This window comes from Pseudomonas sp. S2_F07 (assembly GCF_054668325.1).
On record NZ_CP162758.1, the window covers coordinates 1,439,184 to 1,454,609 of the forward strand.

The following is a 15,426-nucleotide window of genomic DNA, read 5'->3' on the forward strand; positions in this document are numbered from 1 at the left end:
GCGTTTTTGCCGATTGGTATGGAAGTTGCCGATATCCCTGCCAACTGCCCCATCCCCAAGGGGCAGGTACTTCGACAGAGGGAATACCCATGCACCCGTTACTGTGCAAAACCGCGACTGCCCTGGTCATGACCGCTCTAGCCCAAGGCATGGCCCAGGCAGCGCTGTTTGCCGTAGACCCCGGACCCTACCTGCCAGCCAATGGCAATTTCGCCGCCTGGTATCAAGACAGCCACGGCCGCACCCTTGACCTATGTTTATCAAAGGCTGTCAGTTCCAGGGTTGCCAGCGCGCCAGGCGCTCCGACTTACATGTGCTCGCTGATCCCTAATCCCGGCATTTTCGATGACAATCAACCGTTGGTCTTTCCGACCAATTTCCCCGACGAAGCGTTCTGGGCCACAGGCGAAACGACCATCGTCGATGCCGCCCGAGGCATCGACCTGACCTATGTCTCGGCGCTCGAAGCAGCCTTCAGTGGCGGGGATCCACTGGAGGGTGACCAGATCAGCTTCGCCCGCATTCGTGTTCGCATCGACGTGCCCACCGCCGGCACTTACGTCATCACCCACCCCTACGGCGTCGAAGTGTTCAACGTCGACACTCCCGGCCGACGGGCGATCAACATGACCCGGGACATTGGCATCGGTGCGCCGAAAACCTACGACGGTGCGCTCAAGGGCGATGTCGGGCCGTTCCTGCGCAGCGTCAACGGTCCCTACACCGAAACCAACCCGAGCACTGGCCAGGCCGAACAATTCGTCGGTGATCCGAACCTCGCCGAAGCCGTCACCGGCAGCCCGTTCAACACCAACTACGTGCGCATCGAAGGCCCCAATGGCCTGGACTTGCGCACCAACCTCTTCGCCGTATCCGGCAAATTGTCGAAGGTGGTCCGGCCGACCCCGGTAATCGCCGAGCGCAGCACCTACTCGCGACAAGCCGGCACCAGCGCCCCGGTGGCCCAGCAGGACGTGTTCGTGCTGGCCCCGCCGCCACCGGCCACCGTGACCCTGGACAGCAACAACCCGGTACTGAACTTCACCGAAGCGAACACCACCGGCCACTGGTATGCGCAGTCGCCGAACAATCCGACGCTGCCGAGCACCTTGCAGGTGACTGCCGACAACCACCTGGCCATCGCCAGCAGCACGCCGACCATTTTGCCCATGCCGCTGACCGACCTGGTGACGATCTCACGCGCCGAGTACAGCCTGAGCACCGGGCAAATCACCATCGTGGCCTCGACCAGCGATGAAACGTCGCCTCCGGTGCTCACCGCCAGCTCCGGCACCGGTATCGCCATCGGCGCCTTGAGTGGTGACGGCGCCGTGAAAAGCCTGGCCACCGGCATCTCGCCGATTCCGCCAGCCCAGGTTCGTGTGTCGTCCTCCAATGGCGGCAGCGATACCGAAGAAGTGGTCATCGTGCAATGAACGCCCACATGCCCGGATCCTCATCAGGAGGCATCATGAACAAATGGCCACGCCTGGCGCTCAACGCCCTGGGACTGACTCTATCGCTGACCGGCAGTGCCTTCGCGCAACTCGCCGCCGTCGATCCCGGCCCTTACACCTTTGCCACCGGGAAATTCCCGATCTGGTATCAGGACACTAATTTGCTGTCGATGGAGTTGTGCCAGTCCCGCGCCGCCAGCTCGCGGGTGGCCGCCAGTGTGCCACCGGCCTACATGTGCACCCTGCTGCCGACGCCGGGTATTTTCGATGACACCCTGCCGATGGTGTTCCCGGATAACTGGCCAGACGAAGCCTTCTGGTTCCTTGCCGAGACCAGCATCCCCAACGACACCGCAGGCTATGGCATGGACGCCTATGTCGCCGGGATCGAGGCCGCGTTTGCCGGTGGCAACCCGCTCGATGGCGACCAGGTCAGCTTCGCGCGGATTCGCATGCGGGTGAACATTCCCGTTGCCGGGACCTACACCATTACCCACCCCTATGGCGTGGAAACGGTGAACGTCACCACCACCGGGCGTCGTGCGATAAACATCACCAGGGACGTCGGCATCGGTGCGCCGGGCGTTTTCAGCGGTGCGGTCAACGGTGCGATCGGGCCGTTCCTGCGCAGCGTCAACGGCCCCTACACCGAGGTGAACCCGGACTCCGGCGCCGTCGAAACCTTCGTCGGCGACCCCAACCTCACCGAAGCCGTGACCGGCAGCCCCACCAACACCAACTTCGTGCGCATCCAGGGTCCGGCCGGGACTATCCAGACCAACCTGTTCACCCTGTCCGGCAAGGTGCTCGACAACCGCGCGCAAACCGCGGTGGACATGACCCGTGCCACCTACCGCCGGATAGCCGGCACGGGCGGCAACAACACCCGGGTCGAAGTGTTTGCCAAAGCCGCCAACGGCTCGACCCTGTGCTTTCGCGAAAGCATCGCCCTGGTCCCCGGCCCGCCTGTATCGCCCTGCCAGACCAACATGGTGAGCGATAACAACGGCGTGTTCTTCGCCCAGCATCTGCTGGTCAACGGGACGGTGCCGCCGGTCGTGGTAGTCACCGCCACCGACCCCGCCGGGACCACTCGCCCGACCGCGGTGTCGAGCAAGCTCTCGGACGTGGTGAAAATCCAGACCGCCCGTTACAGCTGGAGCAACCATAGCCTGCTGATCGAGGCCACCTCCACGGACGAAGTGGTGGTACCGGACATGGTCGCCCAGGGTTACGGGCGGCTGTCGAAAACCGGAATCCTGCAGCGCCTGACGGTGACTGACCTGACCCAACCTCCTGCAACCGTGACGGTCAAGTCCGCCGCTGGCGGCAGTGACACCGAGCCCGTTGTCGTCGTGGGTACGGCGCCGGACAGCGGCCTGAACCAGCGGCCGCTTGCGGTTGCCGACGCTGGCAGCACCAGCTTCGGTGTGCCGCTCACCCTCAACGTGCTGGCCAATGACAGCGACCCGGACGGCAATACCCCGCTGAGCATTACTGCGCTGACCCAACCGGCCACCGACCAGGGCTCCGTGGCATTGAGCGGCACTACGGCGGTGGTCTACACCCCTCCCGCTGTCGTCAACGCGCCGCTGACCACGACCTTCACCTACAAGGCCCAAGACGTCAAAGGCCTGGCCTCGACGACAGCGGCAACCGTGACCATTACCGTGGCGCCTAACCGGCCTCCGGTGGCAGTCGCCGATGCCGTCACGACACTGGGTGTGGCGATTCCAATCAACGTGCTGGCCAACGACACCGACCCAGAAGGCAATGTGCCACTCGCGGTCGCCAGCGTCACTCAGCCACCGGCAAATCGCGGCACCGTCAGCAGTAACGGCACGGTGCTCACCTATACCCCACCGGCCACCATCACCACGGCCTTCACCACGACCTTCACCTACATCGCCCGGGACAGCTTCGGCGCCCAGTCGACGTCGCCGGCCACGGTCACGGTGCAGGTCTCGCCACGGCCCGCGGCGGAAATCTTCGCAGTGACCACCGCAACGGTGAGTGCCCGTTCCAATAACCGCTTCACCTGGAACTTTGCCGGCACCTCATCGGTGACCACCGGCAACACCATCACTATCAAGGTCACCACGCCGACCGGGCTCGTCACCACTGGGCACCACCACCGTACCGGTGAACGGTCGCTGGCGGTTGACGGTGAACAACACCACCACGCTCGTACCGTCGGCGAACCCGACCGCCACGATCACCTCTTCCCAAGGCTCCGTGCGGACAGTGCCGGTGATCGCCAACTGAGCCCGCGCCCCATTCGCCACGTTGGTTGATGGGGCCGGCTTGAACCCTATGGAAAACCGCGGCCTCGGGTGGGGGGCCGCGGTTTTTTGCCGGGTTTGTTCGTCTGTGAGAATTGAGTCGGTTGACAGGCCGTCATCGCGAGCAAGCTCGCTCCCACAGGGGACGCGGTTGTACACGGATTTTGCGCTCGACACTGCTCAAATAATGTGGGAGCGCCGCCCCCCCCCGCCCCCACAGAAGAGCAAAAGCAGATCGGCGTACACCCACGCTTCTAACCACTCAACAGGCCGAGCGTTAGCTCGCCTGCAGCTCTTGATCTTGATCCACCCGCCCCCTCGGCAGGCTGAGTGGAGGCGTTCATCCGGGGGTGGGCGCGCAGCGCCGTTCGGCGCAGCCGAACACATCGAGAGGAGGTCGAGCGAAGCCGACCGGAGGCGATGCCCCCGGATGAATGCCGGAGCGAAGGAACCACGAGCCCAGGCGAGGGGCCGTACGTTCGGGGCGAGCGTTTTTTGGGTTACTTTTTTTAGGCGCTTGTAAAAAAAGTGACTCGCCGTAAGGGCGAAACCACCAGCCGCCGTTAATAAGGAAACGGATATGTACTCATACCCACAACCTGATCGACGAGTCCCGTCAGCCGCCCGGCCAACGCCTTGGCCTGGCTAGCCACGTCGGTGACGGCGGTACTTTCCCACCACATCCCGCGCAACGGCGGGCCCATGGCAAACAGACGACTGGCGGGATGACCCTCGGCGTCCAGGACCGCGCCATCGACTTCTGCGGCGATGCCCAGAGCCAAGGGCCCGGGCCGGACCAGGCCACGGGCAAGCAGTTGCCGTGGCAACGGTCTCGCGACCCGGCGCCAGTCGTACTCGATACCGCTGGAATTGATCAGGGCGGCACCGCTGACCACGCAGGTCTGCGCCTCGCCGCGCCGTCGAAGGCGAATACTCACCTCGCCATTCAGCGAGGGCTCAAGGCCCTGGTAAGAGGCTGCGTGAATACGTAACCGCCCTTCTTTATACAAGCGCTCCACCAGTTCGGCGCTCAAGGGTGGCGAGCGGTGATGGTGGCTTTCCCACCACGGTCGCACATGTCGCACGAACTGCCGACGCTGTATATCCGTCGCCTGATGCCACAAGCGGCCGATGTGTGCCCGCACCGTGTCCAGTGGCGCTTGCCAGTCGATGCCCAGGGCGATGGCGTCCCGGCAGTGGCGACGCAGTTCACGCATCAACTGTCGGGGTGTGCGGATGTTTTGATCTTCAGCGAGAAAGTCCACCCAGGCCGGCGGCTGGCGGCGCACATGGGGCAGCAGGCCATGGCGGGAAAACACTTCGATCGGCCCGCGATGCCCGGCCTGCTCCAGGGACACCACGGCGTCGACCATGGTCAGGCCCGAGCCGATGATCATGACCGTCGATTGCGGATCGAGTCGCTGCATGGCTGTCACGTCCCACGGATCGAGGGCCGCCGCATTCAAGCCGCTGGAGCGGGTTTGTGGCGTACGCGCGGCGGGAAACATCCCGGTGGCCAGTACCGCAAACGCGCCCTGCACGCATCGGCCGTCGCTCAAGGTCAACCGCACGGCATCGGCATCGGCTTGCAAGTCGACCACTTCGGCCTGCACATGCTCGACCGTCGAGCCGTTCAAGGCGCCCACCGCCTGCGCTTCGGCCAGGCGTTGCCGGGCGTACAGGCCGAATACGCCCCGTGGCGGAAACAGTTCGCTGATCGGCACGTGCTGCTGATCCGACTCCGGCCAGCCGCCCGCCTCGATGTACCCGGTCAACCATTGGGTCAGGTCGTCGGCGTTGTCCGGGTCAACACTCATCCGCGCCGCGTTGCCGTTAAGGGTATGGCCCGGTTCCACCGCGCTGTAGGCTTCACCCCGCCCCAACTCGGCCCGGGGCTCGAACACCAGCACCCGGCGCCGGCCCGGCAAACGCATCAACTGCGCCGCCAGCATCGCGCCACTGAGGCCGCCGCCGACAATCAGGATATCGGCGTCATTGGTCAAGTTCTGGCCCATCGTGCACTCCCTGTTCAGATCACCACATTACGCACAAACTTCGCCGCCACCGCCCCGTCGTTGCGATAACAGTGCGGCTGGTTGCTGGCGAACATGAAGAATTCACCCGCCGCGATATTCTGCGCCTGGTCGCCGAGCATAACGGTCAGGCAACCTTCGAAGACATAAATCTGCTCGCTCCAGCCATCGGCGTCCGGTTCCGACGGATACACCTCGCCCGGCTGCAGGCACCACTCCCACTGCTCGACTTCGCGGCTGGCCTGGGCCTTGGAGAGCAACACCGCCCTGCTGCCGGGGATCGTGCCGGTCCAGGCCAGTTCGTTGATACGGCTGGGATCCCGGGCGTCGGGGGCCTGGATCAGATCACTGAAGGCGACGTCGAGGGCTTCGGCCACCCGGTCGAGGGTGGTCAGGCTGACGTTCTTTTCCCCCGCCTCGATCGCCACCAGCATGCGACGGCTGACACCGGACTTTTCGGCCAGCGCCGTCTGGCTCAGTTCGGCGGCATGACGCAAACGACGGACGTTTTGACTGACGTGCTGGAGGACCGATGCCCGTTGGGTAGAATCTTTGTGCACTATATTGCTCACTGAGTGGGGTTGGGCAGTATACTGCGCAACATACGACGCATTGTGCGTCCCCCTCCAGTAGCGTGCAAGGTCATGACGTCGGTGAACTCCCCAATGGCTTCCTCCCGTTTTACAAGGTTCAGCAAGGCCGAATGCGTGCTGGTGCTGATCACCATGGTCTGGGGCGGTACCTTCCTGCTGGTGCAGCATGCGATGACCGTCAGCGGCCCGATGTTTTTCGTCGGCCTGCGCTTTGCCGCCGCCGCAAGCATCGTCGCCCTGTTTTCCTGGCGTCACCTGCGCGAGCTGACCCTGCTCGAACTCAAGGCCGGGGCGTTTATCGGCGTGGCCATCATGCTCGGCTACGGCTTGCAGACGGTCGGGTTGCAGAGCATTCCCAGCAGCCAATCGGCATTCATTACCGCGCTGTACGTCCCGTTTGTGCCGTTGCTGCAATGGCTGGTGCTGGGACGGCGTCCGGGGTTGATGCCAAGCATCGGCATCATGCTGGCCTTTACCGGGTTGATGCTGTTGTCCGGGCCGTCCGGTGCGTCTTTCAACTTCAGCCCCGGTGAAATCGCCACTTTGATCAGTGCCGTGGCCATTGCGGCCGAGATCATCCTGATCAGCACCTATGCCGGCCAGGTCGATGTGCGCCGGGTGACGGTGGTGCAACTGGCGGTCACTTCGGTGCTGTCGTTCCTGATGGTGGTGCCGACCAACGAAGCGATACCGGACTTCTCCTGGTTGCTGTTGTGCAGCGCGCTGGGCCTGGGGGCGGCGAGCGCGGCGATTCAGGTGGCGATGAACTGGGCACAGAAAAGTGTGTCACCGACCCGCGCCACGCTGATCTATGCCGGCGAGCCGGTGTGGGCCGGGATTGTCGGGCGCATTGCCGGGGAACGCTTGCCGGCCATTGCCCTGGTCGGGGCCGGGTTGATTGTAGCGGCGGTGATAGTCAGTGAGTTGAGGACCAAGGGTAAGGCTACGGCGGTTGATGAAGTGCTGGAAAGCGAAAGCGGCAACTGAAGCATTAAAGATCAAAAGATCGCAGCCTGCGGCAGCTCCTACATTGAAATGCGTACTTTGTAGGAGCTGCCGCAGGCTGCGATCTTTTTTGCCTCCCAATGAAACAATGTTAAACAGGGCATTTCCGTCTACCGTGTAGGATTCTGCGACAGCTTGGCGTTTGGTGATCCGGGAGCTGGCACGTATGATGCTTCACAAACTTCCGCAGATTAGAAGCCTATGTCCCTGATAGTTCTACTGCTTCTGCCTTTCATAGGCAGCTGTTTGGCGGCCGTGCTGCCGCACAATGCCCGTAACGCCGAATCCCTGCTGGCTGGCCTGATCGCCCTGATCGGCACCGTTCAGGTCGCCTTCCTGTACCCGCAGATCGCCGATGGCGGCGTCATTCGCGAAGAGTTTTCATGGCTGCCCAGCCTGGGCCTGGACTTCGTCCTGCGCATGGACGGTTTCGCCTGGCTGTTCTCCATGCTGGTGCTGGGCATCGGCACCCTGGTTTCGCTGTACGCCCGCTACTACATGTCGCCGAACGATCCGGTGCCGCGATTCTTCGCGTTTTTCCTGGCCTTCATGGGCGCCATGCTTGGCCTGGTGATTTCCGGCAACCTGATCCAGATCGTGTTTTTCTGGGAGCTGACCAGCCTCTTCTCGTTCCTGTTGATCGGCTACTGGCACCATCGCGCCGATGCCCGGCGCGGCGCCTACATGGCGTTGATGGTGACCGGTGCGGGCGGTTTGTGCCTGCTGGCGGGGGTCATGCTGCTTGGCCATGTGGTCGGCAGCTATGACCTGGACAAGGTCCTGGCCGCCGGCGACCTTATTCGCGCCCATGCCCTCTACCCGATCCTGTTGCCCCTGATCCTGATCGGCGCCCTGACCAAAAGTGCGCAATTTCCCTTTCACTTCTGGCTGCCCCACGCCATGGCCGCGCCGACGCCCGTGTCGGCGTATTTGCACTCGGCGACCATGGTCAAGGCCGGGGTCTTTCTGCTTGCACGGCTATGGCCTTCGCTATCGGGCAGTGAAGAATGGTTCTACATCGTCAGCGGCGCCGGTGCCTGCACCCTGTTGCTCGGGGCGTACTGCGCGATGTTCCAGAACGACCTCAAGGGACTGCTGGCCTACTCGACCATCAGCCATCTGGGCCTGATCACCCTGTTGCTGGGCTTGAACAGCCCGCTGGCCGCCGTCGCCGCGGTGTTCCACATCCTCAACCATGCGACGTTCAAGGCCTCGCTGTTCATGGCTGCCGGCATCATCGACCACGAAAGCGGCACCCGCGATATCCGCAAACTCAGCGGCCTGTACAAGCTGATGCCGTTTACCGCCACCCTGGCCATGGTCGCCAGCGCCTCGATGGCCGGTGTACCGTTGCTCAACGGCTTCCTTTCCAAAGAGATGTTCTTCGCCGAAACCGTGTTCATCAATGCCACGCGCTGGGTCGAACTGAGCCTGCCGATCGTGGCAACCATTGCCGGCACCTTCAGCGTGGCCTACTCCCTGCGTTTCACCGTGGATGTGTTCTTCGGTCCGCCCGCGACCGACCTGCCCCACACGCCTCACGAGCCACCGCGCTGGATGCGCGCACCGGTCGAGTTGCTGGTATTCACTTGCCTGCTGGTGGGGATCTTCCCGGCCCAGATAGTCGGCCCGCTGCTCGCGGCGGCGGCGCAACCGGTGGTTGGCGGCACGCTGCCCGAGTACAGCCTGGCCATCTGGCACGGCCTGAACGCGCCGATGATCATGAGCCTGATCGCCTTGTCCTGCGGCTCCGTGCTTTACCTGCTGCTGCGCAATCAATTCAAGCGCGGGCGCTTCGGTCGGCCGCCCGTCATCGGTCGCCTGGACGGCAAGCACCTGTTCGAATACGCGCTGGTCGCCATCATGCGCCTGGCCCGTCGCCTGGAACCGCGAATTGGCACCCGGCGCCTGCAAATGCAGTTGTTCCTGGTGGTGCTCGCCGCCGTGCTGGCCGGGTTGATTCCCATGCTCCACAGCAGCCTTCACTGGGGTGACCGGCCGAAAATCCCCGGGTCGATCGTGTTCGTTACCTTGTGGTTGCTGGCCATCGCCTGCGCCCTTGGTGCGGCTTATCAGGCCAAGTATCACCGTCTCGCCGCCCTGACCATGGTCAGCGTCTGCGGCCTGATGACTTGCGTCACCTTCGTCTGGTTTTCCGCGCCGGACCTGGCCCTGACCCAACTGGCGGTCGAAGTGGTGACCACGGTGCTGATCCTGCTGGGCCTGCGCTGGCTGCCACGACGGATCGAGGAGGTCTCGCCGTTGCCGGGCAGCCTGCGTCGGGCGCGGGTACGGCGTATCCGCGACTTGCTGCTGTCGACCTCGGTCGGTATCGGCATGGCATTGCTGGCCTACGCCATGCTGACCCGCCAGACCCCCAACGACATTTCCTCTTTCTACCTCAGTCGCGCCTTGCCTGAAGGCGGCGGCAGCAACGTGGTCAACGTGATGCTTGTGGACTTCCGTGGTTTCGACACCCTCGGTGAAATCACCGTACTGGTGGCCGTGGCCCTGACCGTGTATGCACTGCTACGCCGTTTCCGTCCGCCGAAAGAAAGCCTGCAACTGCCGGCCCAGCAGCGCTTGCTCGCGCCGGATGTGGTCACCGACCTGGTCAACCCGCGTCACGCCAGCGACACCGCGCTCGGCTTCATGATGGTGCCGGCGGTGCTGGTGCGCCTGCTGTTGCCGGTGGCGCTGGTGGTGTCGTTCTACCTGTTCATGCGTGGGCACAATCAACCGGGCGGTGGCTTTGTCGCCGGGCTGGTGATGTCGGTGGCGTTCATCCTGCAATACATGGTCGCCGGCACGCAGTGGGTCGAGGCGCAAATGAGCCTGCGGCCACTGCGCTGGATGGGCACCGGACTGATGATTGCCACGGCCACGGGCCTGGGCGCGATGGTCGTCGGCTATCCGTTCCTGACCACTCATACCTGGCATTTCTCATTGCCGCTGCTGGGTGACATTCACCTGGCCAGCGCGCTGTTCTTCGACATCGGTGTGTACGGCGTGGTGGTCGGCTCGACCCTGTTGATCCTCACCGCCCTCGCCCACCAATCGGTGCGCGGCCACAAAACCGCCGCCCAGCCCAGATCCGTTGCCGCCAAAGGAGCCGTCTGATGGAAGAAGTCATCGCAATCGCCATCGGCGTACTGGCCGCGTCCGGCGTCTGGCTGATCCTGCGCCCACGGACGTTCCAGGTGGTCATGGGCCTGTGCCTGCTGTCCTACGGCGTCAATCTGTTCATCTTCAGCATGGGCAGCCTGTTCATCGGCAAGGAGCCGATCATCAAGGACGGCGTGCCGCAGGACCTGTTGCACTACACCGACCCGTTGCCGCAGGCGCTGGTGCTGACGGCGATCGTCATCAGCTTCGCCATGACCGCGCTGTTCCTGGTGGTGCTGCTGGCCTCCCGGGGCCTGACCGGCACCGACCATGTGGATGGCCGGGAGCCCAGGGAATGATGGCGATGACTCACCTGATCGTCGCGCCCATCCTGCTGCCACTGCTGACCGCCGCGATCATGCTGATGCTCGGCGAGAAGCACCGGCCGCTCAAGGCGAAGATCAATCTGTTCTCCAGCCTGCTCGGCCTGGGCATTGCCGTGGCGTTGCTGCAATGGACGCAGACCACCGGCGTGCCCGGCTCCATCGGTGTGTACCTGCCGAGCAACTGGCAAGTGCCGTTCGGCCTGGTGCTGGTGGTCGATCGCCTGTCGGCGCTGATGCTGGTGCTGACCGGCATCATCGGTGTCAGTGCCCTGCTGTTCGCCATGGCACGCTGGGACAGCGCAGGTTCGAGTTTTCACGCGCTGTTCCAGATCCAGTTGATGGGCCTTTACGGCGCGTTCCTCACTGCTGACCTGTTCAACCTGTTCGTGTTCTTCGAGGTGCTGCTGGCCGCGTCCTATGGGTTGATGCTCCACGGTTCGGGCCGGGCGCGGGTGTCGTCGGGGTTACATTACATCTCGATCAACCTGCTGGCCTCGTCGCTGTTCCTGATTGGCGCGGCGCTGATCTATGGGGTCACCGGCACCCTGAACATGGCTGACCTGGCGGTAAAAATCCCGCTGGTGTCCGAAGCTGATCGCGGCTTGCTTCACGCGGGCGCGGGGATCCTGGCCATCGCGTTCCTGGCCAAGGCCGGCATGTGGCCGCTGAACTTCTGGCTGGTGCCGGCCTATTCCTCGGCCAGCGCGCCGGTGGCGGCGATGTTCGCGATCATGACCAAGGTCGGCGTGTACACCTTGCTGCGCCTGTGGACGCTGCTGTTTTCCGCCCAGGCCGGGGCCTCGGCGTTCTTTGGCGGCGACTGGCTGATCTACGGCGGCATGGCGACCATCGTCTGCGCCGCCATTGCGATCCTCGCCGCGCAGCGACTGGAGCGCATGGCCAGCCTGAGCATCCTGGTGTCGGCGGGCATTCTGTTGTCGACCATCGGTTTCGCCCAGCCGAACCTGGTTGGCGCGGCGCTGTTCTACCTGTTCAGTTCCACCCTGGCGTTGAGCGCCCTGTTCCTGCTGGCCGAACTGATCGAGCGCTCACGCTCGGCCAACGAAATCCTGCTCGAAGATGAAGCCGAACTGCTGCCCCGTCCCCTGGAATCCCTGCACCCGCCCAAAGGCACCAACCTCGACGACGACCAGAAAGCCGTGGTCGGCCAGGTGATTCCCTGGACCATGGCGTTTCTCGGCCTGAGCTTCATCGCCTGCGCCTTGCTGATCATCGGCATGCCGCCGCTCTCGGGCTTTATCGGCAAACTCGGGTTGATCGGCGCCCTGCTCAATCCCCTGGGCCTGGGTAACAGCGGCGACGTACCGGTTTCCAAGGGCGCCTGGGGCCTGTTGGTGTTGTTGATTGTGTCGGGGCTGGCGTCGCTGATCGCATTCTCGCGCCTGGGCATCCAGCGTTTCTGGACGCCAGCGGAACGACCATCGCCCCTGCTGCGACGCCTGGAATGCGTGCCGATCTTCGCCCTGCTGGGCTTGAGCATTGCACTGACCTTCAAAGCCGATCCGCTGCTGCGTTACACCCAGGCCGCCGCCGATGCCTTGTACAACCCGCAGCAATACGTGATGGCGGTGCTCGACACACGCGTTGTACCGAGCCCGTCGGCCGTGGCCCCGCAGGAGGTACAGCCATGAAGCGCCTGTTTCCGGCACCCTTGCTGTCGCTGGCCCTGTGGCTGCTGTGGCTGTTGCTGAACCTGTCGATCAGCCCCGGCAACCTGCTGCTGGGTGCCGCGCTGGGCTTCTGTGCGCCACTGATGATGCGCAGGCTGCGTCCGCTGCCGGTGCGCATCCGTCGTCCCATGGTAATCCTGCGGTTGATCCTGCTGGTCGGGCGCGATGTGCTGGTGTCCAACCTCGCCGTGGCCTGGAGCGTGCTCAATGCCAGTCGCCGCCCGCCCCGCTCGCAATTCATCAAGGTGCCGCTGGACTTGCGTAACGCCAACGGCCTGGCCGCGCTGTCGATGATCACTACGGTGGTACCCGGTACGGTCTGGTCGGAACTGGCGCTGGACCGCAGCATTCTGCTGTTGCACGTCTTCGACCTGGACGACGAGGTGCTGTTCATCCAGCACTTCAAGACGACCTACGAACGTCCGTTGATGGAGATCTTCGAATGAGCCCCTTGCTGTCGAACGCGATCCTGTTGAGCCTGTTCTTCTTTTCCCTGGCGATGATCCTGACCCTGATCCGCCTGTTCAAGGGGCCGTCGGCCCAGGATCGGGTCCTGGCGCTGGACTACCTGTACATCGTCGCGATGCTGATGATGCTCGCGCTGGGCATTCGCTATGCCAGTGACACCTACTTCGAGGCGGCGTTGCTGATCGCCCTGTTCGGTTTCGTCGGCTCGTTCGCCCTGGCGAAATTCCTGCTGCGTGGCGAGGTGATCGAATGAATATGCCATTGTCGTTGTGGGTGGAGATCCCGGTGGCGATCCTGCTGGTACTCGGCAGCCTGTTTACTTTGATCGGCGCCACGGGCCTGCTGCGCATGAAAGACTACTTCCAGCGCATGCACCCACCCGCCCTGGCCTCGACGCTCGGGACCTGGTGCGTGGCGCTGGCTTCGATCATCTATTTTTCGGCACTCAAGTCCGCGCCGGTATTGCACGCCTGGCTGATTCCGATCCTGCTGGCGATTACCGTGCCGGTGACGACCTTGCTGCTGGCCCGGGCGGCGCTGTTTCGCAAACGCATGGCCGGGGATGATGTACCGGCCGAAGTGAGCAGCCGGCGGAGTGAGAGCGGTAGTTAAACCAAAATTTTGTATTGACTGGACCGGCCTCTTCGCGGGCAAGCCCGCTCCCACAGGGTTCAGCGCAATCCCTGTGGGAGCGGGCTTGCTCGCGAAGGCTATAGACCAGCCAACACAGCAAGACCGGTCTGTCTCAAATCCAGGCCACCGCCAACAACCCCGCCCCCAGCACCACACACAATGGCGAGTAAACCCAGGTGTCGAGCCGGGCGAACCTCGATCCTTTGACCTCTTTGAAAAAACCCACCAGTTCCGAATCGCCAATGGCCCGGGCAAACAGCAAAATCGCGATCGCGCTGATCACCCACTGCAACGACCAGTGATGCAAGGGTGGCAGGCACCAACCCACCCGCAAGCACACCAGCACGGCAATCAACAGCAACAACCCGGCCACCACGAGGGTGATCCAGCCTCGCGGCTTGAACGCTGGCCTCAGTTGCGCAGTGCCCTCCAGCGGTACTTGCGGGACCGCCGCCACCGCCGCCCACTCGCCACCCAACGCCCAATACACATGCACCAGACTGATCACGGCGAAGATCGTCACCAGCGACTGAGCCAACAACAGGGTCATGGTTCAGAGATCCTTGAAAGGGATATGAACAGAACATTGTAGGAGCTGCCGCCAGCTGCGATGTTTTGATTTTGCTTTTTTTAGACAAGATCAAAACATCGCAGCCTGCGCCAGCTCCTACAGGGTGGCGGAGACGTTATCCGCCACGTCCTTGGGCAGCCAGGCCCGCCAGACGTCCGGATGAGCCTTCATGAACGCCTGCGCTGCCTGACGCGGTGGCGTATGTTTCTCGCTCATCTCGGCCAGTGCTTTGTTCAAGGGATCGATCGGAAAGTCGACTTTGGCAAAGAACTCGGCAATCTGCGGATATTGCTTCTGGAAGGGGGTGGACACACCGATCGACAGCTTGGAGGCCAAAGAACGAGTCGGCCGTGGATTGGGGTTGTCGGCGTCGGTCAGGGTCTTCCAGGCTTCGGCGTCGAACGGCGGCTCTTCGAGTTGAATCAGCTTGAAGCGGCCGAGCAACGGCGTGGGCGACCAGTAGTAAAACAGCACCGGCTTGCCACGATGAATTGACGAACTGATCTCGGCATCCAGAGCCGCCCCCGAACCGCTGCGGAAGTTCACGTAGCTGTCGTCCAGCCCGTAGGCCTTGAGCTTCTGTTTGTTGACCACTTCCGAGGTCCAGCCGATGGGACTGTTGAGGAATCGTCCCTTGGTCGGCGCTTCCGGGTCCTTGAACACGTCTTTGTATTTTGGCAGGTCACTGACGCTGCGCAGGTCCGGTGCCAGCGGCTTGATGCCCTTGGCCGGGTCGCCCTTGATCACATACTCCGGCACCCACCAGCCTTCGGTAGCGCCCTTGACCGTGTCGCCGAGGCTGACGACCTTGCCTTCGGCTTCCGCCTTGACCCACACCGGGCTGCGACCGGCCCACTCCTCGCCAATGACCTGGATGTCATTGTTGGCCAGCGCGGTTTCCAGGGTGATGGTGGTGCCCGGCAAGGTGTCGGTCGGCAGCCCGTAGCCCTTCTCGACAATGATGCGCAGGACATCGGTAATCAGGCTGCCGCTTTCCCAGTTCAGGTCGGCGAAGTGGATCGGCGTCTGGGCGGCAGACACCGGGACGGGTGTCGCCAGCAAACCGAAAGTGGCCAGGACCGCAGCCAGCAACTGTCGAAATCCGTTCATGCTTTTGCACCTCGTGCTGTTCACAGCAATAGCAGGATGGCCTGGCAGTAGACCGCGAAGCCTCTGAATACTCAGTCCAATGACTGTAGTAG

12 protein-coding genes and 1 pseudogene are annotated in these 15,426 nt (G+C 63.2%); 9 read left to right on the forward strand and 4 right to left on the reverse strand.

The genetic code is table 11. The features are described 5' to 3' along the window. Positions 1 to 89 precede the first annotated feature (89 nt). Positions 90 to 1,436: a hypothetical protein gene (locus tag AB4O40_RS06450; protein WP_223541959.1), complete on the forward strand. Its 1,347-nt coding sequence runs from the start codon at positions 90 to 92 to the stop codon at positions 1,434 to 1,436. A 35-nt stretch (positions 1,437 to 1,471) separates the two neighbouring features. Further along, positions 1,472 to 3,722 (forward strand): annotated as a pseudogene (locus AB4O40_RS06455) (Ig-like domain-containing protein). Positions 3,723 to 4,302: 580 nt separating this feature from the next. Here the strand turns inward: AB4O40_RS06455 and AB4O40_RS06460 are convergent. Next, positions 4,303 to 5,754, reverse strand: a complete 1,452-nt coding sequence (locus AB4O40_RS06460) for an FAD/NAD(P)-binding protein (protein ID WP_409079428.1) — start codon at positions 5,752 to 5,754, stop codon at positions 4,303 to 4,305. A 14-nt stretch (positions 5,755 to 5,768) separates the two neighbouring features. Further along, a complete protein-coding gene (locus tag AB4O40_RS06465; protein ID WP_056723924.1) occupies positions 5,769 to 6,332 on the reverse strand; it encodes a helix-turn-helix domain-containing protein in 564 nt (187 codons plus the stop codon). Between the two features lie 84 nt (positions 6,333 to 6,416). On the opposite strand from AB4O40_RS06465, the gene AB4O40_RS06470 reads away from it, so the two are divergent. The 7 genes from AB4O40_RS06470 to AB4O40_RS06500 all read left to right on the forward strand — a co-directional run bounded on the left by AB4O40_RS06470 (position 6,417) and on the right by AB4O40_RS06500 (position 13,632). Continuing rightward, positions 6,417 to 7,352 carry a DMT family transporter gene (locus tag AB4O40_RS06470; RefSeq protein WP_409079429.1) on the forward strand — a complete coding sequence of 312 codons (936 nt, stop codon included), beginning with the start codon at positions 6,417 to 6,419 and terminating at the stop codon, positions 7,350 to 7,352. A gap of 219 nt (positions 7,353 to 7,571) precedes the next feature. Further along, entirely contained in the window at positions 7,572 to 10,490 is a 2,919-nt protein-coding gene (locus AB4O40_RS06475; protein ID WP_056723920.1) for a monovalent cation/H+ antiporter subunit A, read from the forward strand. After that, positions 10,490 to 10,834 (forward strand): Na+/H+ antiporter subunit C, encoded by a 345-nt coding sequence (locus AB4O40_RS06480; protein ID WP_007973781.1) that lies wholly within the window; start codon positions 10,490 to 10,492, stop codon positions 10,832 to 10,834. Before AB4O40_RS06475 ends, AB4O40_RS06480 begins: the two co-directional genes overlap by 1 nt. Continuing rightward, complete coding sequence (locus AB4O40_RS06485; RefSeq protein WP_223541956.1) at positions 10,831 to 12,513, forward strand: monovalent cation/H+ antiporter subunit D; 1,683 nt, start codon at positions 10,831 to 10,833, stop codon at positions 12,511 to 12,513. Before AB4O40_RS06480 ends, AB4O40_RS06485 begins: the two co-directional genes overlap by 4 nt. After that, positions 12,510 to 12,998, forward strand: a complete 489-nt coding sequence (locus AB4O40_RS06490; protein ID WP_409079430.1) for a Na+/H+ antiporter subunit E — start codon at positions 12,510 to 12,512, stop codon at positions 12,996 to 12,998. Before AB4O40_RS06485 ends, AB4O40_RS06490 begins: the two co-directional genes overlap by 4 nt. Then, a complete protein-coding gene (locus AB4O40_RS06495) occupies positions 12,995 to 13,273 on the forward strand; it encodes a K+/H+ antiporter subunit F (protein WP_007986253.1) in 279 nt (92 codons plus the stop codon). The genes AB4O40_RS06490 and AB4O40_RS06495 overlap by 4 nt, the downstream gene beginning before the upstream one ends. Continuing rightward, complete coding sequence (locus tag AB4O40_RS06500; protein ID WP_056723915.1) at positions 13,270 to 13,632, forward strand: Na+/H+ antiporter subunit G; 363 nt, start codon at positions 13,270 to 13,272, stop codon at positions 13,630 to 13,632. The genes AB4O40_RS06495 and AB4O40_RS06500 overlap by 4 nt, the downstream gene beginning before the upstream one ends. 133 nt (positions 13,633 to 13,765) lie before the next feature. Here the strand turns inward: AB4O40_RS06500 and AB4O40_RS06505 are convergent, their stop codons facing one another. Next, the gene (locus AB4O40_RS06505) at positions 13,766 to 14,203 is read right to left on the reverse strand and encodes a DUF3995 domain-containing protein (protein ID WP_056723913.1); all 438 of its coding nucleotides are present in this window, start codon (positions 14,201 to 14,203) and stop codon (positions 13,766 to 13,768) included. Positions 14,204 to 14,320: 117 nt separating this feature from the next. Next, positions 14,321 to 15,334, reverse strand: coding sequence for an ABC transporter substrate-binding protein (locus AB4O40_RS06510; RefSeq protein WP_460055359.1), 1,014 nt, complete (start codon positions 15,332 to 15,334; stop codon positions 14,321 to 14,323). Between the last annotated feature and the right edge of the window lie 92 nt (positions 15,335 to 15,426).